We start from the raw sequence: 24,574 nt of genomic DNA, 5'->3' as shown, positions 1-24,574 counted from the left end.
TAGGATTCTAAATTTGGGATCAAAAGTTACTTTGAACATAATTTAATTATCCTAGTGACTGCATTTCAACTAGTTTTCTATAGATACCGTTATTTGCCATTAATTCTGAGTGTTTACCTTGCTCCATAATAACACCTTTTTGAAGTACTACAATGGTATCTGCTTTTTGAATCGTTGATAAGCGATGTGCAATAACCAATGACGTTCTATTTTTCATCATATTTTCCAACGCAACTTGTACTAATCTTTCTGATTCAGTATCTAATGCAGAGGTAGCTTCGTCTAACACCATAATTGGAGGGTTTTTAAGAACGGCTCTTGCAATACTTAAACGTTGTTTTTGTCCGCCTGAGAGTTTACCACCTGAATCACCAATATTAGTGTCTATTCCCTTTGGTAATTCACTTACGAATTCCCATGCATTGGCAATTTTTAAAGCTTCTATAATTTGTTCATCAGTAGCATTTTCATCACCTAAAAGGAGGTTGTTTTTTATAGAATCATTAAATAGAATGGCGTCTTGGGTAACAATACCCAATTGAGCACGCAAAGATTTTATGGTTAACTCTTTAATGTCCAATCCGTCTATAGTGATACTTCCAGAATTCACATCATAAAAGCGAGTAATTAAATTCGCTAAGGTCGATTTTCCGCTGCCCGATTGTCCAACTAAAGCTACGGTTTTTCCTTTAGGAATTGTCAGCGAAAAATCTTTTAAAACAAATTCCTCATCATATTTAAAGGATATATGATCAAACTTAACTTCATCATAAAAGCCATCAATTACAATAGCATTTTCTTTATCTTTTAAAGGATTTTCGGTTTCAATTATTTCTAATACGCGTTCTGCGGCAGCATTCCCTTTTTTTATACTATAGCTAGCTTTAGAAATTGCTTTTGCAGGAGTTAGAATGTTATATGCCAAGCCCATAAAAGTTAAAAAAGCTTCACTACTTAAAGATTTATCAACTAACACTAAAGTACCACCATACCATAAAAGGACAGCAATAACTCCGATACCCAAAAATTCACTAGTAGGGCTGGCCAAATTGGTTCTATTTAATAAACTATTAGAAAATTTATTGAATCTACTAGTTGATTCGTTGAATTTTTTGTTAAAGATGCCTTCAGCGTTAAAACCTTTAATAATACGAAGCCCACTTAATGTTTCTTCAATTAAAGATAAAAAGTATCCCTGTTCTTTTTGTACTCTATCCGATTTTCGTTTTAAATTTTTTCCAACTAAAGAAATTAAAAAACCTGAAAGTGGGATAAATATAAAAACGAATAATGTAAGCTGAGGGCTTAGTGTTAACATAAAAATTATTGTAAAAATAATGGTCAACGGCTCTCTAAAAAGTAACTCTAAAATAGAAAGAAAAGAATGTTGTATTTCTAAAACATCGGTACCTATTCTTGCCATAATATCACCTTTTCTCTTTTCAGAAAAGTAGGAAAGAGGTAATTCTACGGTTTTTTTATAAAGTTCATTTCTTAAATCTTTTAAAACGCCATTACGTAAAAATGTAATGTAATACATGGCTAAATAATTGAATATGTTTTTTAAGAAAAACACAATCATTATCAATACAATAACTACTAACAATGCCTTAGACTTATCGTCACCAGCAATTGATGTAATTTGGTAGCTTACATAATTGTTAAAAAAATCAGATAAAGAAGCAATGCCTTCATACACTGGCTTTTCAGTAACTTGATTAAGTTCAGGATTAAATATAACTTTCAATAGTGGCATTAATACCATAAAAGATAAGCCACTAAATAAGGCATATAAAACATTAAAAATAATGTTTAATATGCCATATAATTTATAAGGATAAGCAAAGCGTAAAATCTTTTTAAAATACTCCATTAATTTAATTGCATCTCTTTGATGATTCGATCAATTTTCTGAGTGAGTAATTTATCAACAATAGTTGCATCTTCAGTTTTTTCTAAAGGAAGATTAACACTAAAATAGAATTTAATTTTAGGTTCAGTTCCACTAGGCCTTGCCGCTACTTTAGTACCATCTTTTGTTTGGTAAATTAAGACATTTGATTTTGGTAAATCTATAGCTGTCTTTTCTCCAGTCAATAAATTTGTACAAATGGAAGATTCATAATCAAATAAAAATTCAACTGGTGATCCATCTATATTTTTCAAAGGGCTATTTCTCATATCCACCATCATTTGGCTTATTTGTTGAGCCCCATCCATTCCCTTTTTTGTTAATGAGATTAAATACTCTTTGTAATACCCATGTTTAGAATACAAGTTCAACAATTCTTTATAGATCGTTGAATTGTTGTTTTTTGCATTAGCAGCAATTTCACAGGCGAGTAGCGTAGCAGTTACGGCATCCTTATCACGAATAAAATCGCCTACCATATATCCAAAACTTTCTTCACCGCCACCAATAAATTCTTGTTCACCTTCTGCTTCTCTTATTAGATCTGCAATCCATTTAAATCCTGTTAAACAAACTTTAGTAACCACATTATAACTTTGAGCAATTTTTTCGATCAAATTCGTAGATACGATGGTAGTTGCAACAAATTGGTTTCCGTTTAGTCTTCCATCTTCATGCCATTGTTTAATTAAATAGTCAGTCATTACCGCCATGGTTTGGTTACCATTAAGTAATACTAATTTATTTTCTAAATTTCTAACAGCAATACCTAATCTATCAGAATCAGGGTCGGTACCTATTACAATATCGGCACCAATTTTTTCGGCTAAATCAGTTGCCATTTTTAAGGCAGCTGGTTCTTCTGGATTTGGAGAAGCAACAGTAGGGAAATCACCATCTGGTTTCTCTTGTTCTTTTACAATATGTACATCTTTAAAGCCAGCCATTTTCAACACTTTAGGAACTGACATTATAGAAGTTCCATGTAATGAAGTAAAGACAATTTTTAATTTATTTCTATTTGGAGTGTTAAAAGTACCATTAGCAACAGACGCTTTATTAAATGCGTCATCAACTTCTTTACCAATGATACTTAATAAATTCTCATTGGCTTTAAAATTAATTTTGTCAAAATTTACCGAGTTTACTTCTTCTATAATTTTTTTATCGTGTGGAGGTACAATTTGTCCACCATCGTTCCAATATACTTTATAGCCATTATATTCTGGAGGATTGTGAGAAGCTGTTAAAACGATACCTGCGTCGCAAGCTAAATGTCTAACTGCAAAAGAAAGTTCTGGAGTTGTTCTTAAGTCCTCGAACAATAAGGCTCTAATATTATTAGCTGTAAGTACGTCAGCTACTATTTTTGCTAATGATTTACTATTATGACGACAATCAAAAGCAATGGCAACTTTAAGTTCTTTGTCAGGAAAAGTTTGATGTAAGTAATTTGCCAAACCCTGTGTAGCTCTACCCAACGTATATTGATTGATACGATTAGTACCTACTCCCATGATACCTCGCATTCCGCCGGTACCAAATTCCATATCTTTATAGAAACTTTCAGTTAAGTTATTGTCATTATTATCAATTAATTTCTGTACTTTTTCTTGAGTAGTGGCATCAAAAGGTGCAACTAGCCATTGTTTAGCTTTTTCTAATATTTGTTGAGTGCTCATAAGGTTTAATTTTAAACAAATATAAGGATTAATTGAAAGAATTAAAGGGTAAAAAATAAGATTCAAAAAGTAACAATACAAAAACACTACACAAGTAGTTTTTAAAGTATCTATTGCCGCTTAATAAATTAAACGACTTCACTAATTTTATAACGTTCATCATTTCTTTTAGAACGGAGTATAAGCTCACCTAAAAATCCTGCTAAGAATAGTTGTGTACCAATAATCATAGCTACAATAGAAGCATAAAATTGAGGTCGCTCTGTAAGTAATCTACCTGAAGTATTGAAAAACATTTTGTCAATACCTAAATATAATGCAAAACAGAATCCAATAAAAAACATAAAACTACCCAATAAACCAAACAGGTGCATTGGTCGTTTGGCAAACTTGGACAAAAACCAAATGGTAATTAAATCTAAAAATCCGTTGACGAATCTATCTATTCCGAATTTTGTAGTTCCATATTTTCTGGCTTGATGTTGAACTACTTTTTCATCAATTTTCGTGAAACCTTCATTTTTTGCCAAAACGGGAATGTAACGGTGCATTTCACCATAAACATCAACACTTTTAATGACGATACTTTTATAAGCTTTTAGTCCACAATTAAAGTCGTGAAGTTTTAAGCCTGATGTTCTTCTTGCGGCTGCATTAAACAGTTTTGAAGGTATGTTTTTTCTAATTTTAGAATCGTAGCGTTTCTTTTTCCAACCAGAAACAAGATCTAAGTTCTTTTTAGTAATCAGTTCGTAAAGTTCTGGAATTTCATCCGGGCTGTCCTGCAAATCAGCATCCATGGTAATAACCACATCGCCTTTTGTTATTTTAAATCCGGCATTTAAAGCTTGAGATTTACCATAGTTTTTTTGAAAACGAATTCCTTTGACAGCGGAGTCCTTTTTTGATAAATCCTCGATGACTTGCCAAGAATTATCTGTGCTTCCATCATCAATAAAGATAATTTCATAACTAAACTTATGGGCTTGCATAACTTTTGCAATCCAATCATATAATTCGTTTAAAGACTCGTCTTCGTTAAGTAGTGGGATAACTACTGAAATGTTCATAAATGTAACTAATTGAGTGGTTCTTTTTTCTTTAAAATTGCAGCTAATAGTAATCCGAAAACAGAAAAGAATACGGTGAAAACGAATAAACCTTGTATTTGATTTCCAACACTATATTGGTCCTTACTATTCATTTCTTCCAAGTTTTTATCAAATTGAGCATTCATATCGTCAATTTCATCTTCAGTTGAATTGACCATTTTACTCATTATCCAATCTCTCTGACCTTCTACCAATTCAATGTTTTTTTGCTTGATCACATTCTTAAATTCGGGATCAACTACATTGAAAATAACAATACTTATTACCGTAGATATAGAGATGGCAATAATCAGCATGACAAAAAATGCAGTAAATGCATCTTTAAAGCTAATAAAACCTTCTTGAGCTTTCTTAGAATAGCCAATAACCAATAAACCACATATGATTACAGCAAAAAACACAAAGATTAAGGTCCACCAATTTACTAATATATCTGCACTAACGGCATAAGCAAGTAACGTGGGTAAAGAAAGTAAAAGAGCTAGTATTAGACCAAAGTTTACGCCTATTTTTTTTATGCTAGAATTCATATTAATTTTATATTAGGTTAGTCAGAGCAAATATAAGTATTTAACTATTAAACAATTAATTTTTATGTGAATTATATCTTTAAAATATTGCAAAAAAAACTTGCAGAGAACGAAATTGATTGTATTTTTGCCGTGGGTAAGTCCTACACAACCAGCTCCCTTTGAATCCTCCAGGGCAGGAATGCAGCAAAGGTATTAGGTCGTAGCGGTGTGATGTAGGTCGCTTACCCATTTTTTATTTAATTTATTTAGTAAGTTAAATAGCTTCAGAAAAAAAAATATCCAAAATAACTTCATTTAATAATTTCTTACATTTACACTTTAAACAAATAGCATGTCAAAAGTTGTTTTAATTACTGGTGCTTCATCAGGAATTGGTAAAAGTATAGCCGAATATTTACATCAAAAAGGTATGGTTGTTTATGGTACGAGTCGTAACCCTAAAGAGCCTGCTATAAATGGAGTGAAAATGCTTGCTTTAAATGTACTTGAAGTGGTTACTATTGAAAAAGCAGTGGCTACAATTGTAAAAAATGAAGGCCATTTAGATATATTAATCAATAATGCAGGTATGGGTATTACTGGGCCTATAGAAGATACGCCTACTGATGAGATGCGTGCTGTTTTTAATACCAACCTGTTTGGACCCATTGATGTGATGAAGGCAGTTTTACCTCAAATGCGTCAACAAAAATCAGGGTTAATTATTAATATTACTTCAATAGCTGGTTATATGGGCTTGCCTTTTAGGGGAATTTACTCAGCAAGTAAAGGTGCCTTGGAGGTCATTACTGAAGCTACACGTATGGAGGTTAAAGAATTTGGAATACATATTACAAATGTGGCTCCAGGTGATTTTGCTACAAACATTGCGGCAGGTAGATATCATACTCCTGTTTTTGATACGTCAGCATATAAAGAAAAGTACGCGGAAAACTTAGCATTAATGGATCAACATGTTGATGGTGGGCTAGATCCTGAAGTGATGGCTCATTCTGTTTATAAGATCATACAGCAAAAACAACCAAAAATTCATTACAAAGTTGGTGGATTTATGGAGAAGTTTTCAATAGTTTTAAAACGTATATTACCAGATTCTTGGTATGAAAAATTACTAATGAATCATTATAAATTATAGCTTTTAGTATTCTTTTAAAGAAATCTAAGATACTCTATTTCATTTTGGTTTTAATTATTATTTGACGTACTTATGTTTAATATCTTGAATAATTTATGCTTTCAGTAATATGTTATTAAGTTAAACGTTATCTTAATAAGCAAAATTTATCACAGATTTATTTTTGCTTAATTAAACTTAACGAAGGATAAAGCATGAAGTTTTTTATAGATACGGCAAACTTAGATCAAATTAAAGAAGCCCAAGAATTAGGTGTTTTAGATGGTGTTACTACCAATCCGACATTAATGGCTAAAGAAGGAATCACAGGGTACAATAATATCATAAACCATTACAAAGCTATTTGTGAAATTGTAGAAGGAGATGTAAGTGCTGAAGTTATTTCTACAGATTTTGAAGGAATGGTGAGAGAAGGCGAAGCATTGGCAAAACTACATTCTCAAATTGTGGTAAAAATACCAATGATACGAGAAGGTATAAAGGCGATAAAGTATTTTTCTGATAAAGGAATAAAAACGAATTGTACATTGGTGTTTTCAGCTGGACAAGCTTTATTAGCAGCAAAAGCAGGAGCTACTTATGTATCTCCATTTATTGGTCGTTTAGATGATATTTCAACGGATGGATTAGGTCTAATTCAAGAAATAAGATTAATCTATGATAACTATGGTTTTGATACTCAGATCTTAGCAGCTTCTATAAGACATACCATGCATGTTATTGATTGTGCTAAAATAGGTGCAGATGTTATGACGGGTCCAATTAGTGCAATAGACGGATTGTTAAATCATCCGCTGACTGACATTGGTTTAGCCACATTCTTAGCAGATTATAAAAAAGGTAACTAAATAAATATTTAGAAATTTAATGCGTAATAAAAATCCCGCCAATTGGCGGGATTTTTTATTTTATAATCACCAAAAGGAAATTAAAACAGAATACAAACGGGTGAAGGCACATTAATTTCTTCAACAAATGTTAGTAAGCCCGTTACTTTGTCTCGTTTAAATGACACTATGTTTTCTGAACGTTGATTAGCCACTAATAAAAAATCATTATTCGGAGAAAGAGTAAAATTTCTAGGCCAATCACCTTTTACAGACTCATATCCAATAGCTGTTAACTCACCATATTCTTGATTAATTTCAAAAATTGCGATACTATTATGTCCACGATTCGAAGCATATAAAAATTTACCATCGTTAGATATATGAATATCAGCACAGAAACTTTTTTCTGTGTAACCTTCAGGCAAGGTAGAAACGGAAGATTGTACCATGTACTTTTCGTCTTTATCTTTTTTTATTAGAGAAATTGTACTATTTAATTCGTTAATAACATACATCCAATCTTTTTGTGGTTGAAATGCAATATGTCTCGGTCCTGGTTTAGGATCTACACCTATTCTTAATGTTTCTTTTATGGTTCCTTTTAATTTATTTTCTACTGTATCTAACGTGTAAAACCAAAGATCATTTGTTCCCAAATCTGCAGATACTATTAGCGAATCATTCATAAAATAGGCAGAATGTGCATGAGGTTCCCATTGTCCTCTTTCTACATGATGATTCGTATAATGTTGTTTTTTATCTAACAAGTCAGATAAATTACCCTCTTTGTTTAATTTAAACAGACCTAAGTTTCCACTTGAATAGTTGGCCGTTAAAACATAACCATTCTTATTTACACCTACAAAACAGGGGTGTGCTCCACCTGAAGATTGTCTACTCATAAACGCTAAACTATCACCTGTAATTTTATAAGACTCCAAAGTGCCCATACTATCCACAGAATTAATTTCATTTACGGCTAACAAGTATTTACCATCTGCAGATTTCGTTAAAAATGATGGATTTACCGTTTTTGCTGCCAGCTTTATTTTTTTTATGTTACCACTATTCGAAAGGGAATACGAATATATTCCTTCACTTAGACTGTCTGTATAGGTTCCAACAAAAAAGGAGATTTTTTTTTCGTTTTCGGTTGACGGTTTAGTATCTTTTTGTGAATCATTTTTACAACTGATAATAGTAGTAATAATCAGCATAAGACTAAGGTATTTCATATTAAATTGCTTTAAGTATATCGTTTATTATTTTTATATGATGTGTGGTATGTAATTCTAGAAATCGAATGGTTTTTTTTAAATGCAATTGTCCGAAAATAGGATGATCAAAATGGCTTTTAGAAGGTAGTTTTTCTATATCAGTTAAGTTTTTCTGAACCTCTTTTAGTTGTAATTTTATATCTTCTAGTTTAATAATTTCAGGAGGGCGAACATGTTTTGGTGCTTTTACTTTACCTCTAGGGAAAGAACCTTTTATAAAGATTATAAATCTCCATTTGTTAAACTTCCATTTATATTTAGAAGGATCAGAATCTATTAAAACCGTACTCACCTTATGAATTACTTTTAAGGAATGATCAATATGCCAAGCGATGTTACTTGAAGACACACTAGAGGCGTGTTTATCAGAATGTATAAGTGCTTTTTCTAATTCTGACAATTCAAATTGAAGTATTGACATGGGTTCTCTTTTCTAAATAACTTCTTCAAGTTCTAAATTATAATCATATTGCAAGTCTTCATGTAATGTAGCTATTGCCTTTTTTATGAGAATTACCTGCCTATCAAAAATATTTAATAAACTTGTGTTTCTCTCCATGGGAGGATGCATTTCTTTTAGTTCAGTGCAGAAATAGATTAATAATTCTACTTCTGTTTCTTTCTTTTTTGAATAGCGGATATATTTTTTAATCAGCCTTAAAATTTTTCGAACAGATTTCTTAATATAGAAATAGCTCGCAGTATTTATTTGATTGAATAATTCTGAAACTTCATCTTTTACACTCTGTATAAATGCTTCTTCATCTGAAGCTTCAAATAAAAGATAGGTGAGTAGTTCTTTGTTCTCTTTTTTAAATTTAGATAATGTTAAACATAAATTTAAAAGTTCATCACTGGACTTATATTTTAATTCTTTTTTCAGTACGGTAATGGTAGCTGTTTTCATAAGATTCAAATTTAAGCTAATTTGAAGCATAAAAAAAACCTTGTTGATAGTACAAGGTTTTTTATACGGCATGTAAATTATTTTTTCTCAGTAGGTTTATCAACTACAATACGCTGATCACGATTTGCTAATTCCCAAGCAGTGTGAAAAACTAAACGAGATCTGTTTTCTAGTAAATCATATTCTATTTTGTCTGGAGTATCTGTATGTTGATGATAATCATCATGGGTTCCATTAAAATAAAAAATTACAGGGATATTATTTTTGGCAAAATTATAATGATCAGAACGATAGTAAAATCTATTCGGATCATTTTCATCATTATAGGTATAATCCAATTCTACATTGGTATACTTTTTATTTACTTCTTCTGAAATAGTATGTAAATCACTACTTAATTTATCACTACCAATGAGGTAAACATAATTGCGATCACCTTCCGTTCTTTTAGGGTCACTACGACCAACCATATCTATATTTAAATCAACAACTGTATTTTCAAGAGGAAATATAGGGTCAACATCGGCATAATAACGAGAACCTAATAATCCCTTTTCTTCTCCGGTTACGTGAAGAAATACAACAGACCTTTTTGGACCTTGTCCATTATCAGCTGCTTTTTTAAAAGCTTCTGCAATCTCTAAAATAGCTACAGTACCAGAACCGTCATCGTCAGCACCGTTATAAACGTTTCCATCTTTTACACCAACATGGTCTAAATGAGCAGAGATAATAACATATTCGTCAGGTTTTTCAGATCCTTTAATATATGCGACTACGTTTTCTGAATTAAAATCTTCAATATTAGATTTGTAAGTTAAAACAGCAGGAAGTTTTACGGATTTAGATGTTGAATTTGTGGCAATATCACTTACTATAGCCTCTGCCAAAGTAGTATTAACAAGCATAAAAACTATTTCATCTTCCTTTTTTTCTGTACTTTTCAGATCCATTCTAGTTCTTCCAGAACCAAAACGCTTTGCAATGTTTGCATAAGCATCAGGGTTGTAATAGAAAGCGGCTTTCGCACCTTTCTCTTTAGCGATATCTGTCTTAGAACTGAATTCTTGACGCATATTAGACCATTTTCCAGTACTTTCTTCAGTTCCAGAAATAATATATTTACCGTCTTTATTTTTTGGTTCCCCATTTTTAAACAAAACAACTTTACCTGAAACATCTATATTCTTATAGTCGGAGTATTTTTCATCATCAATACCGTAACCTACATATACTATTTCTTCGGTATTAATTGTTCCATTACTACCCGAAAATGTCACAAAATCATCTACAGATTTATAATCTTTACCGTTAACGTTTACTGCAACCTCAGGTGAGCTTGTGCGTTCAAGCGGTACTTCTTGAAAGTAATCATTGTCTGGTAATGCAGAAGGTATATTTAAAGCAACATAGTGTTTTTTAATAAACTCTATAGCTTTTTTCTGACCAGGTTCTCCTGTATCTCTACCTTCAAATTCGTCCGATGCGTATACATATAATGCTTCTTTAAGTTCTTCAGCTGTAATTGATTTAGCATAATCTTCAACTGTCAAAGTTGGTTTTGCAGGTACAGCTGTGGTAGCTTTTTTTGTACTATTACAGCTTATAAGTACAGCAGCTATTGCTAATAGGGATAAAAGTTTTTTCATAAAAATAAATTGAGTTAATAATTATCGTTGATTGATAGAAATTTAGTTTAAAATTTCAGTTTACGATATTACGAAAAAAAAATGATATCAATTTTATCTAAGATATTGTTATTACCAGCTTCCGCCACCGCCGCCGCCAAATCCACCACCTGATGATCCGCCACCAGAAGATCCACCGCTATTACTTGAAGGAGAACTGACCATAGTAGAAGATGTGTTTGACATAACATTTGAAAACGATTTTGAAAAACTATTCATTGATATGTAGTTACCGGTTGCTGAACTATACCAGCTTGGTGGTTCCATATTTAAGTCATCAAATTTATTTGCCCATTTTTTAAACATACCAAATGCTAAAGCATAAGCCATAGTGGTTTCAAAATAACCTGGATCATCGTTTAATAACATTTTCAATTTGTTTTCTTCTGCAATTTTTATAAATTGCTTAAACCCTTTTAATTCAGAAAAGACTTTGTTTCCTTTTTTATTTTTTTTAATCATATAGGTGTTAAATAAAATAAGAATTATACAAGTAATTACAATACAAATTGCGGCTATTGGTCCCCAGAATAGTAAACCTACTATTCCCAAAACGATCCCTCCTAGAAACAAAAGGATATAGGTAATAGTTCTTATTTTTTTTGATTCAGCCTCATAATAAAGTTGAGCGTTTTCTTTTAACATGCTTCCGGCACTGGCCATTGTGGTATAAAAAGTTTCTTTTAAACTACTGACTAATATTTCATTAGGATTTAGCTTAATTGATTCTACTCCAAATATGTCGTTTAAAAAGCTTTTCGCCTTTCCTTTACTACTTAATTGCAAAGAACCACCAAATAATCCATCAAATATTTCGTGTTCATATGGAGAAGCAGAGCTGGGTAATGGTTTTAACTTAATTAGTTTTGTATCTGCCTTACTAAATAGTCCACCTTTAGGAATTTCTTCAATTTTCAAAAAACCTTTGGCACCCCAATAGGGTAGCAGTGATATAATATCAGAAGTGTCGTTTCTATCGTTAATTAAATAGCCAGCCATTGGTGGGTCAATGTTATCAGGAGGATAATAACTAGTAGTACTGACTACATCATCATCTTTACCATATTTTTTCCAAACAGAATAAAACCCCGCTATCAGCCCCAGTATAATAAAAGACCAACCGTAATTAGTCCAAAAAGGCCATAACGGTTTTATTTCTGCAATAGAATTTTCAGGAAGATTTAATAAAATAGTTACACTTTCTCCAGGATTTGATTGAAAACCATCTTTACTGGTACCTGAAATAATATTATTTTCATAGGATAAAACAAATTCATCACTTTTTTCAGTAGTGCCAGTATATCCAGAATAAACGTAATAACTATCAGCGTTTACGGTAATACCTTTGGGTATATGTATTTTAAAGTTTATGTTCTGAAAAGAGGCAGCCCAACCGTCAGGTTTTATATTCCAATAAAAACGTATTTGATTTTCTTCAAAAAGAAAGGCATTGTGAACACGATATTTTATTTGGTATTTTTGAGGACCAATTACGAATTTATCTTTATCGCCGATTTTAATTTCTAATGATTTACTTAAACGTTGTTCAAAATCAAATGGTTTTTCAAAATTGTAATTAGGTACTTCAATAGCACTGATTCTAATTTTTCTTTTTTCTTTCTTTTGATCGTAAGTTAATAGGTCATATTCGGTAATAATTGTACGGAAAATACCATGTTTTTGAGCTTCAAAATTTAGATTGTAATTTTCTACAACATCAAAATATCCTTTTTGATTGATGTAAATATCTACCGAACAGCTATCAACCGTAAAATCTTGAGAAAAACCAATGGCAGAGGTGAAAAATAAAAGAAATAAAGTAAGTGTTTTTATCATAGCTAAAAACTGATATAGTTCACAATTAATTTTGTTTTAAATGTGTGTATACAAAGTCTTTTAAGAAAAATCTACTTTAACATTTTCTCTACTTACTTCATCGGCTTCAAAATAGTCAAAATGTTGATAGTTGAACATTCCGGCTACAAGAACACCAGGAAAACTTTCTCCGTAGGTATTATTCTCTCTTACTGTACCGTTATAGTATCTACGACTACGTTCTAGATTTTCTTCTATAGTATTTAGTTTTTCTTGTAAATCTAAATAATTGGTATTGGCTTTTAAATCAGGATAGGCCTCGCTTAAAGCAAAAATACTACGTAAGGTTTGTTGCAACTGGTTTTCAGCTTTTATTTTAGCATTAATATCACCTGTAGGTACTTCCATAGCAGCATTTCTAGCACTAATTACAGCTTCTAAAGTAGATTTTTCATGTTTAGCATATCCTTTTACCGTTTCTACTAAGTTGGGTATTAGGTCATAACGACGTTTTAAAGCAACATCAATATTACTCCAAGCATCTTTAACGACATTTTTATTTTTGACAAATTTGTTGAAAACAGAAATAAGGAAAAGGGCAATTAGAACGATAATTCCGCCGATAACAATAAATGGTACCATAATATATAGATTAGGTTGTTAATATAATAGGAGTCTAATTTAATGTTTTTTAGTTAGAAAATGATTTTTTCAATAGATGATTATTTAAACTTTTGGATAGTTATTCAATAATTTATAGGGCCTTTTATAAGGATAACCAATACGATATCGAAATTTTAGTTTATTTTTTTAAACATTAATTTCTTTGATTCCAGGTCTTGATCATCCAATACTATTTTTTTTGTCTTAATAATAACCAAGAGAGAATCATTTGTTATTCCAAGATTGGATTGTACTTCAAAACAAATTTTTAATGATTGTAATGAATCAGAAAGCTTTTTTATTGGTTCAATTACTTTTATACTTTTGATAGCAATATCTTTAATTTTATCAGAAATTGAAATTTCACCATCATAGATTTCATTAAGCTGATCAGTAATGTCCTGATTAAATTCTGGATATTCTTTTTGTAAAACCAATAAATCAAACAAATCTTGTAACTTTTGTTTGCTCATGTTTTGATATTGAAAATCTTCTGTATCTACTTCGTAATATTTCTTTATTGAAGAATCATTATTCATAATGTTAGTATCCTTCGGAGCCTTTGAGCAAGAAGCAATTAAAAATAAGACTATGTAGATTGAAATTCTTTTCATTTTAAGGATTTACCTTTTAGTGTTGTATGCGTTTATTTATAATTATCTGATAATGAATTTAAGTTTAATGATTTTACCATCTATATATGTTTTACTTAGTACCTTTAGTTTCTTTAAACTACTCGTTGGTACTATTAGTTTGTTTATAAAATCTTCTTTAGCATAAATTTCCACACCATTGTTTTGTGAAAAAACTTGATAAATCTGTGCATCGTCCGCTATTAGATTTTGCAATTGTTTTTTTCTGTTTTTTAAATCTTGCACATTCCCATTTGCATAATATTGTAGCATTAAAGCATAGTCATCCGTATTTAAATTTATAGTATTATTAGCTTGTGTTGTTATGTTTCTGTAAACAGTATCTGTTTTAAAGTAAGGTGATTGAACTACAAATCGAATATTCTTTTCCTTCGTTTTATAGGTGAAGCAACCTAAACTATCCGTTTTTAAATAAATAGGCGATTCAAAATCATGAATTATTTTAATATCTAAAACAGAAGTTACACTTTCGTTTTTATCTTGATCAATAAAGCAAAATTGAAACTCATTTTTTTTATTTGTAAAATAAAATACTAATGCGAGTATTGGAAAAAGTAATAAAAAATAAAATTTGTTATTCCATTTAGAAACTTTAATGGTGCTGTCAGGAAATGTTGTTTTTAAAGTATGCCAATTTTGATACCCAGCATAAGCACTCAAAAGATTTAAAATATCTATTCGAGGTAATTTATCTGCTTCTTTTTTTATGTACGTATAAAACCATTTTTCACTGATACTTGATTTTTGTTTTTGTAATAAATCTTCTTGAAAAGCTGAAATTTCTTCTCCTTTCCAGTTTTCTATGGACTCAGATGCGACATTTTCTTTAAAATAAGACAATGTGATTGCCTTTTTTAATTGATTAAAATGATATTTATCTGTTGGGTTCAACTATGTAAAATGCTAAATAGTAAATGATTAATAATTGTAAAATGGATTACAATGGGTTTACAAGTGTTTTGCAAGGCATTTTTTGTCCATTGGTATACGTTTGTTCCAAGAAAATTTAAAAATAGATAATTATGAACACAAAAGGAATGAATTTCGTATCAAAAATTATAGTGCTTAACATCTTAGGTATTATTTTAATATCATGTAATAATGGACACCGGGAAAAGTTAGCTGTCGAAAATGTTAGTATTTCAAGTGAGTATGATGCTGTTTCTGAAGAGCAAAATGAAATTGAAACCCCCAATATTACAAAGCTACCTGATAATTTGAAAATTATAAAATCGGCATCATTACGTTATAAAGTTAAACAATTAAAGAAAGCTTCAAAAGAGGTGAATGTGCTCATAAATCAATTTCAAGGCTATATATCAGAGCAAAGATCTCAAAACGATTTATCTCAGAAAGAGAATAGGCTAATTATTAAAGTACCAAACCATAATTTTACAACTTTAATTGATTCATTGAGTATTATAGCAGAGTTTATTGATTTTGAAAATATCACTACTCAAGACATTACAGAGGAATATATAGATATTCAATCTCGTTTAAAGACTAAGTTAGAAGTTAAAGAACGTTATGAAACCATACTTCGAAAGAATGCTAAAAATGTAGAGGATATTTTAGCAACTGAAGCAAAACTAGGTGCAATACAAGAAGAAATTGAAGCAGCTCAGGGAAGACTAAAATATCTGTCGAATAAAGTTACTTTTAGCACAGTTGAATTAAGCATTTATGAAACAGTAGATTATAAAGAACAGCCAAATTCTTTCAGTCGTAGTTTTTTCTCAGAGATAAAGGAAGGTTTTTCTTTTGGATGGAATTTAATTAAACAAATAATTTTAGGTGTTGTTTATCTTTGGCCTTTACTAATTATTGGAGGGGTAGTTACCTACTTTGTAAAGAGGAGAATGATAAAATAGGAGGTAATAATTGTTGAAAATTTAACCCACTAATTATTAATTTTAGTGGGTTATTTATTGTTGATAGTATTCAGTTCTTTTATTTTGCCACTCTTTTTCTTTTATAAATAATTTTTGATCGAGTTTAGGAATAGTTCTAATGATTCTAAATTCCCATTTTTCTTCCTTTTGATTGTTATCGTTAATCAAAGTACAGAAGAAATATAGACTAGATTCATTATGGCTTACCATGAAATTACCACCTGTTTTGGTATCCCAATTTTCTGTGGATTCTATAATATCCCCTCCTTTCTTATGTACGTAAGTTCTAATAAAGGAACTGTCAATGGCAGATCCCAATGAAATATTGAAAACTCTCCAACTAATGTTTTGATAACAATCTTTAATATTATCAAATTTCCATGGGTAAAACTTATTATTTGTAATCTCGTCTTCCAGTTTTTTTGATTGCTTTTCAGAATGAATTTTGTTGTTATTTTGATTATCCATAAGAACTACTTGTTCTTCATTACCTTCTGATAATGGCTGATATTTACCATCATATTTATTACAATCTATTGTGACTTCATATTGTATTAATGTATCTGCGATTTGTTTAGTAAATTGTACTTGACCACAAGGCATACTTGTAAAACGATATCCATCTTTAACTATTGATTTCAAATTTAATTGGGAATTAAGTACAAAAGGATGCCAAGGAGGTGTTCGATCCAGACGATCTGATTTAAAAATTTGGTAAGCTAAGATAGCATTGATCAATATCGAGGCTAAAAGAGTATATTTTAATATATTTTTCAATATGTATCTATGTTATAAAAGGTGAATATAACAGATTAAGTTTACAACTGCTCTTTCAACACCTTAATCTCATCTCTTAATTGAGCGGCAACTAAAAAGTCTAATGCTTTCGCAGCTTTTTCCATCATTTTTTGACGATCTCTAATGCGTTTTTCAATTTCAGGTTTTGGTAAATATTCTAAATCCTCTTCAGCAGCTTTAGTTGCAGCGGCATCATAATGAAAAGAACTAATATTATTTTTACTTAAACTATCGTCTAAACTCTTTTTAATTTGAGTTGGGGTAATGTTATGTTTTGTATTGTATGCAATTTGTTTTTCACGCCGTCCATTAGTTGCGTCAATGGTTAACTGCATGCTGTTGGTAATTTTATCGGCATACATAATAGCTCTACCATTAATGTTTCTTGCAGCTCTACCAACTGTTTGGGTTAAAGAGCGTTGGCTACGTAAAAAACCTTCTTTATCGGCATCTAAAATAGCAACTAATGAGACTTCAGGTAAATCTAATCCTTCTCTTAATAGGTTTACACCAACTAATACATCAAACAGGCCTTTACGAAGGTGTTGCATGATTTCAACGCGTTCCAACGTATCTACATCACTATGTATATAGCGACATCGGATGTTAATTCTACTTAAATATTTGGTTAGTTCTTCTGCCATTCTCTTCGTTAATGTAGTAACTAAAGTCCGCTCGTCTCTTTCTACACGTAATTGAATTTCTTCTATTAAGTCATCAATCTGATTTAAACTAGGTCTGATTTCAATTTCAGGGTCTAATAAACCGGTTGGACGGATAATCTGTTCGACAAAAACACCTTCTGTTTTTTGTAATTCATAATCTGCAGGTGTGGCACTCACATAAATTACCTGATTCTGAATTTCCTCAAATTCTTCAAATTTTAGAGGACGGTTATCCATAGCAGCGGGTAATCGAAATCCGTATTCTACTAAATTTTCTTTTCGAGAACGGTCGCCTCCATACATGGCATGGGTTTGCGGTATGGTAACATGACTTTCATCAATCACCATTAAATAGTCCTCAGGAAAATAATCTAATAAACAGAAAGGCCGTGTACCTGGTTGTCTTCCGTCAAGGTAACGCGAGTAATTTTCTATTCCACTACAATACCCTAATTCGCGAATCATTTCTAAATCAAACTCGGTACGTTCCTTTAAACGTTTTGCTTCAAGATGTTTGCCTATTTCTTTAAAGTAATCAACCTGCTTAACCATGTCTTCTTGTATGGCATGAATTGCATTTTGCAATACATCTGGAGAAGTGACAAATAAATTGGCCGGATATATAGTTAATTTTTCAAATTTTTCAATGATTTGATTGTTGACAATATCAAAACTTTCCATTTCTTCAATTTCATCACCAAAGAAATGAACACGATAGCCATAATCACCATAGGAAGGGAAAATAGTTATTGTGTCTCCTTTTACTTTAAAGGTTCCGCTTTTTACCTCAAATTCTGTTCTAGAATATAAGCTGGTAACCAATTGATGTAAAAACTTGGTACGAGGAATCTTTTGATCTACCTCAATATGAATGACATTCTTTTTAAATTCAACGGGATTACCGATACCATATAAACAAGAAACTGAGGCCACTACTAACACATCTCTACGACCAGATAATAACGAAGATGTTGTGCTTAATCGAAGTCGTTCAATATCATCATTTATGGATAGATCTTTTTCAATATACAATCCGCTTGAAGGAATATAGGCTTCAGGTTGATAATAGTCATAATAGGATACAAAATATTCTACCGCATTATTAGGAAAAAAATGCTTAAACTCAGAATACAATTGTGCCGCTAAGGTTTTATTATGAGCCAATACCAACGTAGGTCGTTGAATGTTATTAACAACATTGGCTACTGTAAAAGTTTTACCAGAACCCGTAACACCTAACAATGTTTGATAGTTTTCTCCTGAAGCAATAGCTTCCGTAAGTTGTCTAATGGCTTCAGGTTGATCACCTGTAGGTTTAAATTCTGATTTTAAGTCGAATTGCATCCTACAAAAATAATGAACTAATTTGTATTAATAGCATATGATAAACGCTTTAAGTATGAACTAATATGAATTCATAATTTAGTATATAATTCGATGAAAAAGAGATAAAGAAATACGATAACGTTATCGTTAACATTATTTAACACAAAGCATAAATTGTTTAATATTAATTTAACATTAAACGATGAATTCCACCTTAAATTTGCGGTATATTATTTGAGTTAGTTAGTTAAATAATGGGTGTTGGTTCATAAACAATGCCCATTTTTTTTTGAATAGAACTGAAATACTTTTTTTTAAATAAACAATTTTCTAGAAAACTTCTATTTTAGATTTCGACCCTTCTAATTGAAAATAATTAATTTCCATATAATTCAATTTAAATCTTAAAATTTTAACAATTATTAACATTAATTGCAAATTGTTTAATAGTAATTTAACATTAATCAAAAAATTCTACCTTAAATTTGTAGTATATTATTTGAGTTAGTTAGTTAGTTAGTTAGTTAAATAATGGGTATTGGTTCATAAACAATACCCATTTTTTTTTGCTCGTTATTTAAAAGAGCAACGAAACCTTTAAAATGTTTTGGGATAAAAAATTGCGTTCTATAAATCTCTTTTCTTTAATAAGGCGTAAGAAGCATAAATAAAGATAAATATCCAAACAGTAGCAATTGCAATTTGATACCAATGTACACTAACATCAAAAGCAAAATCTTGTCCTAATTGTTTCCCGGCTGTTTGTATGGCATTTAATTTTGTAAAAGGTTGTTTGATCAAGTTTGCCATGGACTCTAAAGGAAAAAACTGCATAATATCATTTACCCCAATGGAAGATAATGAATCGCTACTAACAGTATCATTTGAAGCGAATTTATCAGAATTAAATTTCCAATATAGAAATCCCTTAAAAATATTTTCTATAAAAAACCATACGAGAATACCTCCAACCGCAAAGGCCGATCGTTTCACTAAAATCCCCATAAAAAGACCAAACGAAAAGAACGCAGTTAATTTTATAAAGAAGGCCAATAGGTAGCCTAGATCAGAAAAAATTATACTCAGCTCATTAAAATCTGAATAAATTAGCCCTAAAATCATAGAAACTACAAATACAAAAAATGTAGAAATTGCGGCAAAAACAATTACAGTATAAAATTTTGAAAGAATAAATTCCTTTTTACTTAAACCATCAATTAAGTTTTGTTTTAATGTTTTATTACTATACTCATTAGCCATCATAGAGACAATTACCAAAAGTAAAAAGAACTTAAAGATGGAAGCCATATAAGTGTTGAAATGCCATATATAAGGAAAGTTAAAAATACCTTGATCGGCTAAATGGAATTTTATGACACCAACATCAAATTTTATCGCTGCAATCAAAGCAATTGATGTTAGTAATGCAAAGTAGATGATAGTAAGTACTCTACTAGCTCTGTTGTGTTTTAGTTTGTGGAATTCTATGTTTAAAAGTCGTAACATTTTGTGGTAGCTTGTAGGTTAGTTGTTGTTGGTAAGGGTTAAAAACTGTTGCTCTAAACTTGGCATTCGTTTCACTAAATGCGATAGTGTTATTCCGTTTTTAAATAAATAAGTATTGATTTCAGATGCTGACAATTCATTTTCCAAGGAGGCTATAAATTTTCCTTCTTCTTCTTTTACGTTAGCAATTGCGGGATGCTTTACTAATAATTCCTTAAGTTTTTCAGAATCGGACTCTGTATTTAATTCAAAATAGCCATTGGTAGCGGTAATACCATCAACAGCTCCAGAATAAAGTTTAACACCATTACGGATCACAACCACATGCGAACATACTTTTTCTACTTCATCTAATAAGTGAGATGCTAAAAGAATTGTAGTACCATTACTGGCAATGTCTTTAATAATTTTACGAATTTCATGAATTCCTTGTGGATCGAGTCCGTTGGTAGGTTCATCTAGAATTAAAATTTCGGGGTCGTTCAATAGGGCAGAAGCAATAGCCAATCGTTGTTTCATACCTAAAGAATAGGTTTTAAACTTACTATCTCTACGCTCAAATAAATTAACAACTTTTAGTTTTTCATCAATCTTATCATAAGAAACGCCTTTGATTTTACAAATAAGTTTTAAATTTTGAACCGCGGTCATGTACGGATAGAAATTAGGACGCTCTATAATTGCTCCAACTTTTTTTAATGCTTCATGTGTAGAAATATTTCCGTCAAACCAACTGAATTCTCCAGAGGTTTTATTGACAACATTTAAGATGATTCCTAAAGTAGTAGATTTTCCACTACCATTTGGACCTAAAATACCATAAACATTACCTTTTTCAATATCAAAGGATAAGTTATTTACCGCATGTACACTTCCAAATTTTTTATCTAAATTTCTGAGGGATAAGATGGTTTCCAAGATTGTGATTGTTTGATTACATTAAATAAGACGAACGAAATTGAATTTCGTAACAGAAAAAAAAGTTTTTCTACTTTATGTAGTTAATCTAATCAATAATTTTTAATCTCAAAAATTGAATTAAGGTTTCAGGGTATTGCCTTTACACAGAGGAGTACGAACTTTTTTAATTCATCAACTCATCGAAGTTGTCGAAGTCAAAATCATCAAAATTTTCCATAGCATCGAAATCATCGTCATCATCACCATTAGAACTATCCTCACTGATAAATTCCTTATCTGGAGCTTCGCTTGGTACCAATCCCACTGAAAGTAATATACTTGGTAATTCAACTTGAGGCGTTTTTTCTTCAATACTAATCAACTCAACATAGAATGTCCACATTGAAAAGAAATCATAGACATAAAGTAGTTTGCCCTTATCCTCAGTTAAAATATCTCTAAGAATAAAACCTTGCATAGAAATATTAGCTTCCGTTTCGTTCATATCAAACAAAGGAATTTCTTCACCTTGGTTCCAATCACCATCTGTTAGATAAAAAGCAGCCATTTCTGTACCATCAAAACCAAAGGCATTGGTTATTGTATTATGCAAGTCTTCTAATGAATCGTTAAAATCAATAGCTATATCTCTTACAACATCTTCTTTAGTATCTAATATCAATCTTATTTTATATATCATAGCATTATAGTCTGGGGCAAAGTTATGTATTTGTTATAAATAATAAGAACTGAAAGTAACTTTTTCTTTTATAGTCTTTTCATTACTTTTACAGCAAATAGAACTGTTTTATGGATAAAGAAGCATTATTAGAAGAACTAAATAGGCGTACAGAGAATACTTTGATGGCAACGTTGAATATTGTGTATACTGATATTGGCGAGAATTATCTAGTGGCAACGATGCCTGTTAATGCCCGAGTGCATCAACCAGCAGGCTTGTTGCATGGTGGTGCTTCAGTGGCCTTAGCGGAAAGTGTTGGTAGTACAGCAGCTCATTTTTCTATTGATATCAATACACAAGAAATACGTGGATTGGAAATCACAGCAAATCATATTCGTGGCATAAGAGAAGGTGTAGTTACCGCTATAGCAAAACCTATCCATAAAGGTAGAACAACACAATTATGGGAAATTAGGATTGTTGATGAACAAGAAAAATTGATTTCTATTTGTAAGCTTACTGTAATTGTTCTGAATAGAAAAGGATAATGATGCCGAAAAGAATAAAGAAGATTTTAAAAATTATCGGGATTTTTCTTTTGGTGTTTTTTATTGGTTTAGTGATTGCCGCTCATATTTTTTTAAGTCCAACATCTGATAAAAAAGCCTTAACGGAATTATCTATAAATGGTTTATATCCTAAAATCATACACAAAACGTATAATGGGTTTGAATATCGTGTGGCGGAAATGCAGCAAAAAATTGATACCAGTTTGTTAACATTAGTTTTTGTACATGGCTCTCCTGGAGATTTTTTAGACTATAAAAGGTATTTAACGGATAGCACTTTAAATGTAAGGGCAAATTTACTAAGTTATGATAGGGTAGGATATGGTATGGAACATACGGGTAATGTTCAAGGATCTATAGCTTTTGAATTGGGTCTTTTAGATGCCGTTACTAATGGTATTCCTGCAGAAAAAATTGTGTTAATAGGCTATTCTTATGGGGGTCCAATAGTATTAGCTTCACCCAAAAATTACAAGTATAAAGTATCTTTGGCTAGTGCTGTAAATGCTGATTTAGAACCTATGTTTTGGGGATTAAAAATATATGATTGGAAATTAACACGATGGATACTGCCTAAAAAAGTACAAGCGGCAGCGAAAGAAAAATATTCACACCTATCCGATTTGCCCAAGTATGCGGAATTATGGAATAAAAGTCCTTCACCAATTGTAAATATTCAAGGTGATGCTGATTGGATTGTACCCTATAAGAATTCAATATTTTTACAACAGAAAATTGATGCAGATAAATTTAAAATGATCACCCTTAAAGGTGTTGGCCATGAATTAGTTTGGTCAAATTTTGACGTGATAAAAAGTGAAATTTTAAAAACACTTAAATAGAATGTTTGAAAATAAATCTATAAATGAACTTTTCGCAAAGGTTCAACAAGCTTTTGAAACTAAAAAACCTTTTGTTGTATATAGGCAGCCTGATAGTGATTTTGTTAAAGGTTTTTTTCAAACAAATAATGACCTTTATAATACCAAAGACTATTTAGATTCTGGGTTCGTTTTTGCACCTTTTGACACTGCTTTACCTTCTATTTTATTTCCAATATCAGAATCTCAACTATATACTGCTAAATTTATCAATACGTTTTTTAAAGATAACCAAAAGGATTTGTCATTGGTATCTAATTTAGAAAGTTCAAAAGCGAGTCATATAGTATTAGTGGAAGATGGAATTAAATTTTTAGAAAAGAATAATTATAAAAAAGTTGTACTCTCTAGAAAGCAGGCTATTCCTGCAACAGAATTTAACTTAGTTGAAACCTTTAAAAAACTACTTGGAAGTTATAATAATGCATTAGTATATTGTTGGTTTCATCCTAAAGTGGGGTTGTGGTTAGGAGCAACGCCTGAAACTTTGTTAAAGGTTCATAAAAACACGTTTGCCACAATGGCATTGGCGGGTACTCAGGTTTATATTGAAAACAAGAATTCCTCTATTGACGATTCTGATTACAATGATGTTAAATGGGAAGCAAAAGAGATAACTGAACAAAAACATGTTACAGACTTTATATTAGAACAGTTCGAGAAAAGTGGAGTACTGAATGATTTTAGGGTCTCTAAACCTTATACTACAAAAGCTGGAAATTTACTACATCTCCGCACTGATATTTCAGGAGAATTATCACCAGAACTAACATTAAAAAATATAATTAATTTATTACATCCAACACCAGCTGTGTGCGGAGTACCTAAGCAAGAAGCGAAAGACTTTATTTTACAAAATGAAAATTATAATCGGGAGTTTTATACCGGATTTTTAGGAGAATTAAACTTAGCAGGAACTTCAAATCTATATGTTAATTTAAGATGTATGCAACTTATAAAAAATACTATTGAAATTTATATTGGTGGCGGTATTACAAATGATAGTAACCCTGAAAATGAGTGGGAAGAAACCGTAGCTAAAAGTAAAGTAATGTTAAAAGTATTATAATTTCACTTTATATTTAGCTCGGTCACTATTTGTATATCGTTCTAAGAATTTTTATCTTTTATGGTCGCTTTCAAAGTGC

Annotated in this window: 23 protein-coding genes and 1 other RNA gene; 7 read left to right on the top strand and 17 right to left on the bottom strand. The window is 31.0% G+C overall.

Annotated elements, in window-relative coordinates; translation table 11 throughout:
* Positions 1–46: 46 nt before the first annotated feature.
* From JBL43_RS13750 to JBL43_RS13735, 4 genes are all read right to left on the bottom strand, one after another.
* The gene (locus JBL43_RS13750) at positions 47–1,873 is read right to left on the bottom strand and encodes an ABC transporter ATP-binding protein (protein ID WP_198841987.1); all 1,827 of its coding nucleotides are present in this window, start codon (positions 1,871–1,873) and stop codon (positions 47–49) included.
* Complete coding sequence (locus JBL43_RS13745) at positions 1,873–3,594, bottom strand: phospho-sugar mutase (protein ID WP_198841986.1); 1,722 nt, start codon at positions 3,592–3,594, stop codon at positions 1,873–1,875. Before JBL43_RS13745 ends, JBL43_RS13750 begins: the two co-directional genes overlap by 1 nt.
* Positions 3,595–3,722: 128 nt before the next feature.
* Positions 3,723–4,664, bottom strand: coding sequence for a glycosyltransferase family 2 protein (locus JBL43_RS13740; protein WP_198841985.1), 942 nt, complete (start codon positions 4,662–4,664; stop codon positions 3,723–3,725).
* A gap of 8 nt (positions 4,665–4,672) precedes the next feature.
* Complete coding sequence (locus tag JBL43_RS13735) at positions 4,673–5,236, bottom strand: DUF4199 domain-containing protein (protein ID WP_198841984.1); 564 nt, start codon at positions 5,234–5,236, stop codon at positions 4,673–4,675.
* A 134-nt stretch (positions 5,237–5,370) separates the two neighbouring features.
* Here JBL43_RS13735 and ffs point away from each other — a divergent pair.
* From ffs to fsa, 3 genes are all read left to right on the top strand, one after another.
* Positions 5,371–5,469: signal recognition particle sRNA small type (ffs, locus tag JBL43_RS13730), an RNA gene on the top strand.
* Between the two features lie 101 nt (positions 5,470–5,570).
* Positions 5,571–6,374 (top strand): SDR family oxidoreductase, encoded by an 804-nt coding sequence (locus JBL43_RS13725; RefSeq protein WP_198841983.1) that lies wholly within the window; start codon positions 5,571–5,573, stop codon positions 6,372–6,374.
* 194 nt (positions 6,375–6,568) lie between these two features.
* A complete protein-coding gene (gene fsa, locus JBL43_RS13720; protein ID WP_117884030.1) occupies positions 6,569–7,222 on the top strand; it encodes a fructose-6-phosphate aldolase in 654 nt (217 codons plus the stop codon).
* A gap of 80 nt (positions 7,223–7,302) precedes the next feature.
* Here the strand turns inward: fsa and JBL43_RS13715 are convergent, their stop codons facing one another.
* The 8 genes from JBL43_RS13715 to JBL43_RS13680 all read right to left on the bottom strand — a co-directional run bounded on the left by JBL43_RS13715 (position 7,303) and on the right by JBL43_RS13680 (position 15,098).
* Entirely contained in the window at positions 7,303–8,439 is a 1,137-nt protein-coding gene (locus JBL43_RS13715) for a lactonase family protein (RefSeq protein WP_198841982.1), read from the bottom strand.
* A gap of 1 nt (position 8,440) precedes the next feature.
* The gene (locus JBL43_RS13710) at positions 8,441–8,902 is read right to left on the bottom strand and encodes a DUF1569 domain-containing protein (protein WP_198841981.1); all 462 of its coding nucleotides are present in this window, start codon (positions 8,900–8,902) and stop codon (positions 8,441–8,443) included.
* A gap of 12 nt (positions 8,903–8,914) precedes the next feature.
* Complete coding sequence (locus JBL43_RS13705) at positions 8,915–9,388, bottom strand: hypothetical protein (RefSeq protein ID WP_198841980.1); 474 nt, start codon at positions 9,386–9,388, stop codon at positions 8,915–8,917.
* Between the two features lie 77 nt (positions 9,389–9,465).
* On the bottom strand, positions 9,466–11,037 hold the full coding sequence (locus tag JBL43_RS13700) for a M28 family metallopeptidase (protein ID WP_198841979.1): 1,572 nt from the start codon (positions 11,035–11,037) through the stop codon (positions 9,466–9,468).
* A gap of 111 nt (positions 11,038–11,148) precedes the next feature.
* On the bottom strand, positions 11,149–12,912 hold the full coding sequence (locus JBL43_RS13695; RefSeq protein WP_198841978.1) for a DUF2207 domain-containing protein: 1,764 nt from the start codon (positions 12,910–12,912) through the stop codon (positions 11,149–11,151).
* A gap of 60 nt (positions 12,913–12,972) precedes the next feature.
* Positions 12,973–13,533, bottom strand: coding sequence for a LemA family protein (locus tag JBL43_RS13690; RefSeq protein WP_198841977.1), 561 nt, complete (start codon positions 13,531–13,533; stop codon positions 12,973–12,975).
* Positions 13,534–13,688: 155 nt separating this feature from the next.
* A complete protein-coding gene (locus JBL43_RS13685; protein WP_198841976.1) occupies positions 13,689–14,168 on the bottom strand; it encodes a hypothetical protein in 480 nt (159 codons plus the stop codon).
* Between the two features lie 42 nt (positions 14,169–14,210).
* The gene (locus tag JBL43_RS13680) at positions 14,211–15,098 is read right to left on the bottom strand and encodes a hypothetical protein (protein WP_198841975.1); all 888 of its coding nucleotides are present in this window, start codon (positions 15,096–15,098) and stop codon (positions 14,211–14,213) included.
* A gap of 131 nt (positions 15,099–15,229) precedes the next feature.
* Between JBL43_RS13680 and JBL43_RS13675 the strand changes: the two genes are divergently transcribed.
* Positions 15,230–16,078, top strand: a complete 849-nt coding sequence (locus JBL43_RS13675; RefSeq protein ID WP_198841974.1) for a DUF4349 domain-containing protein — start codon at positions 15,230–15,232, stop codon at positions 16,076–16,078.
* 54 nt (positions 16,079–16,132) lie between these two features.
* Here JBL43_RS13675 and JBL43_RS13670 read toward each other — a convergent pair whose 3' ends face one another.
* From JBL43_RS13670 to JBL43_RS13650, 5 genes are all read right to left on the bottom strand, one after another.
* Positions 16,133–16,741 (bottom strand): hypothetical protein, encoded by a 609-nt coding sequence (locus JBL43_RS13670; RefSeq protein WP_198841973.1) that lies wholly within the window; start codon positions 16,739–16,741, stop codon positions 16,133–16,135.
* Positions 16,742–16,917: 176 nt separating this feature from the next.
* Positions 16,918–18,906, bottom strand: coding sequence for an excinuclease ABC subunit UvrB (uvrB, locus tag JBL43_RS13665; RefSeq protein ID WP_138949154.1), 1,989 nt, complete (start codon positions 18,904–18,906; stop codon positions 16,918–16,920).
* Between the two features lie 609 nt (positions 18,907–19,515).
* The gene (locus tag JBL43_RS13660) at positions 19,516–20,394 is read right to left on the bottom strand and encodes an ABC transporter permease (protein WP_198841972.1); all 879 of its coding nucleotides are present in this window, start codon (positions 20,392–20,394) and stop codon (positions 19,516–19,518) included.
* Positions 20,395–20,412: 18 nt separating this feature from the next.
* Entirely contained in the window at positions 20,413–21,312 is a 900-nt protein-coding gene (locus tag JBL43_RS13655; RefSeq protein ID WP_198841971.1) for an ABC transporter ATP-binding protein, read from the bottom strand.
* Between the two features lie 166 nt (positions 21,313–21,478).
* Entirely contained in the window at positions 21,479–21,994 is a 516-nt protein-coding gene (locus JBL43_RS13650) for an IS1096 element passenger TnpR family protein (RefSeq protein WP_198841970.1), read from the bottom strand.
* 110 nt (positions 21,995–22,104) lie between these two features.
* Here JBL43_RS13650 and JBL43_RS13645 point away from each other — a divergent pair, with 110 nt between their 5' ends.
* From JBL43_RS13645 to JBL43_RS13635, 3 genes are read left to right on the top strand one after another with little or no spacing between them, the layout of a single operon-like run.
* Positions 22,105–22,524 carry a hotdog fold thioesterase gene (locus JBL43_RS13645; RefSeq protein ID WP_198841969.1) on the top strand — a complete coding sequence of 140 codons (420 nt, stop codon included), beginning with the start codon at positions 22,105–22,107 and terminating at the stop codon, positions 22,522–22,524.
* Positions 22,524–23,387 (top strand): alpha/beta fold hydrolase, encoded by an 864-nt coding sequence (locus JBL43_RS13640; protein ID WP_198841968.1) that lies wholly within the window; start codon positions 22,524–22,526, stop codon positions 23,385–23,387. Before JBL43_RS13645 ends, JBL43_RS13640 begins: the two co-directional genes overlap by 1 nt.
* A gap of 1 nt (position 23,388) precedes the next feature.
* Positions 23,389–24,495, top strand: coding sequence for an isochorismate synthase (locus JBL43_RS13635; RefSeq protein ID WP_198841967.1), 1,107 nt, complete (start codon positions 23,389–23,391; stop codon positions 24,493–24,495).
* The last annotated feature ends 79 nt before the right edge of the window (positions 24,496–24,574 follow it).

It is taken from the genome of Aureibaculum flavum, from assembly GCF_016406085.1.
GTDB lineage: Bacteria > Bacteroidota > Bacteroidia > Flavobacteriales > Flavobacteriaceae > Aureibaculum > Aureibaculum flavum.
The sequence above is the reverse complement of the archived record's forward strand: the minus strand, read 5'-3'. Positions and strand labels throughout refer to the sequence as shown.

Coding starts and splice junctions, on each gene's coding strand:
- JBL43_RS13750 (WP_198841987.1), bottom strand. CDS start 1,873: ATGGAGTATTTTAAAAAGATTTTACGCTTTGCTTATCCTTATAAATTA.
- JBL43_RS13745 (WP_198841986.1), bottom strand. CDS start 3,594: ATGAGCACTCAACAAATATTAGAAAAAGCTAAACAATGGCTAGTTGCA.
- JBL43_RS13740 (WP_198841985.1), bottom strand. CDS start 4,664: ATGAACATTTCAGTAGTTATCCCACTACTTAACGAAGACGAGTCTTTA.
- JBL43_RS13735 (WP_198841984.1), bottom strand. CDS start 5,236: ATGAATTCTAGCATAAAAAAAATAGGCGTAAACTTTGGTCTAATACTA.
- JBL43_RS13725 (WP_198841983.1), top strand. CDS start 5,571: ATGTCAAAAGTTGTTTTAATTACTGGTGCTTCATCAGGAATTGGTAAA.
- fsa (WP_117884030.1), top strand. CDS start 6,569: ATGAAGTTTTTTATAGATACGGCAAACTTAGATCAAATTAAAGAAGCC.
- JBL43_RS13715 (WP_198841982.1), bottom strand. CDS start 8,439: ATGAAATACCTTAGTCTTATGCTGATTATTACTACTATTATCAGTTGT.
- JBL43_RS13710 (WP_198841981.1), bottom strand. CDS start 8,902: ATGTCAATACTTCAATTTGAATTGTCAGAATTAGAAAAAGCACTTATA.
- JBL43_RS13705 (WP_198841980.1), bottom strand. CDS start 9,388: ATGAAAACAGCTACCATTACCGTACTGAAAAAAGAATTAAAATATAAG.
- JBL43_RS13700 (WP_198841979.1), bottom strand. CDS start 11,037: ATGAAAAAACTTTTATCCCTATTAGCAATAGCTGCTGTACTTATAAGC.
- JBL43_RS13695 (WP_198841978.1), bottom strand. CDS start 12,912: ATGATAAAAACACTTACTTTATTTCTTTTATTTTTCACCTCTGCCATT.
- JBL43_RS13690 (WP_198841977.1), bottom strand. CDS start 13,533: ATGGTACCATTTATTGTTATCGGCGGAATTATCGTTCTAATTGCCCTT.
- JBL43_RS13685 (WP_198841976.1), bottom strand. CDS start 14,168: ATGAAAAGAATTTCAATCTACATAGTCTTATTTTTAATTGCTTCTTGC.
- JBL43_RS13675 (WP_198841974.1), top strand. CDS start 15,230: ATGAACACAAAAGGAATGAATTTCGTATCAAAAATTATAGTGCTTAAC.
- uvrB (WP_138949154.1), bottom strand. CDS start 18,906: ATGCAATTCGACTTAAAATCAGAATTTAAACCTACAGGTGATCAACCT.
- JBL43_RS13660 (WP_198841972.1), bottom strand. CDS start 20,394: ATGTTACGACTTTTAAACATAGAATTCCACAAACTAAAACACAACAGA.
- JBL43_RS13650 (WP_198841970.1), bottom strand. CDS start 21,994: ATGATATATAAAATAAGATTGATATTAGATACTAAAGAAGATGTTGTA.
- JBL43_RS13645 (WP_198841969.1), top strand. CDS start 22,105: ATGGATAAAGAAGCATTATTAGAAGAACTAAATAGGCGTACAGAGAAT.
- JBL43_RS13640 (WP_198841968.1), top strand. CDS start 22,524: ATGATGCCGAAAAGAATAAAGAAGATTTTAAAAATTATCGGGATTTTT.
- JBL43_RS13635 (WP_198841967.1), top strand. CDS start 23,389: ATGTTTGAAAATAAATCTATAAATGAACTTTTCGCAAAGGTTCAACAA.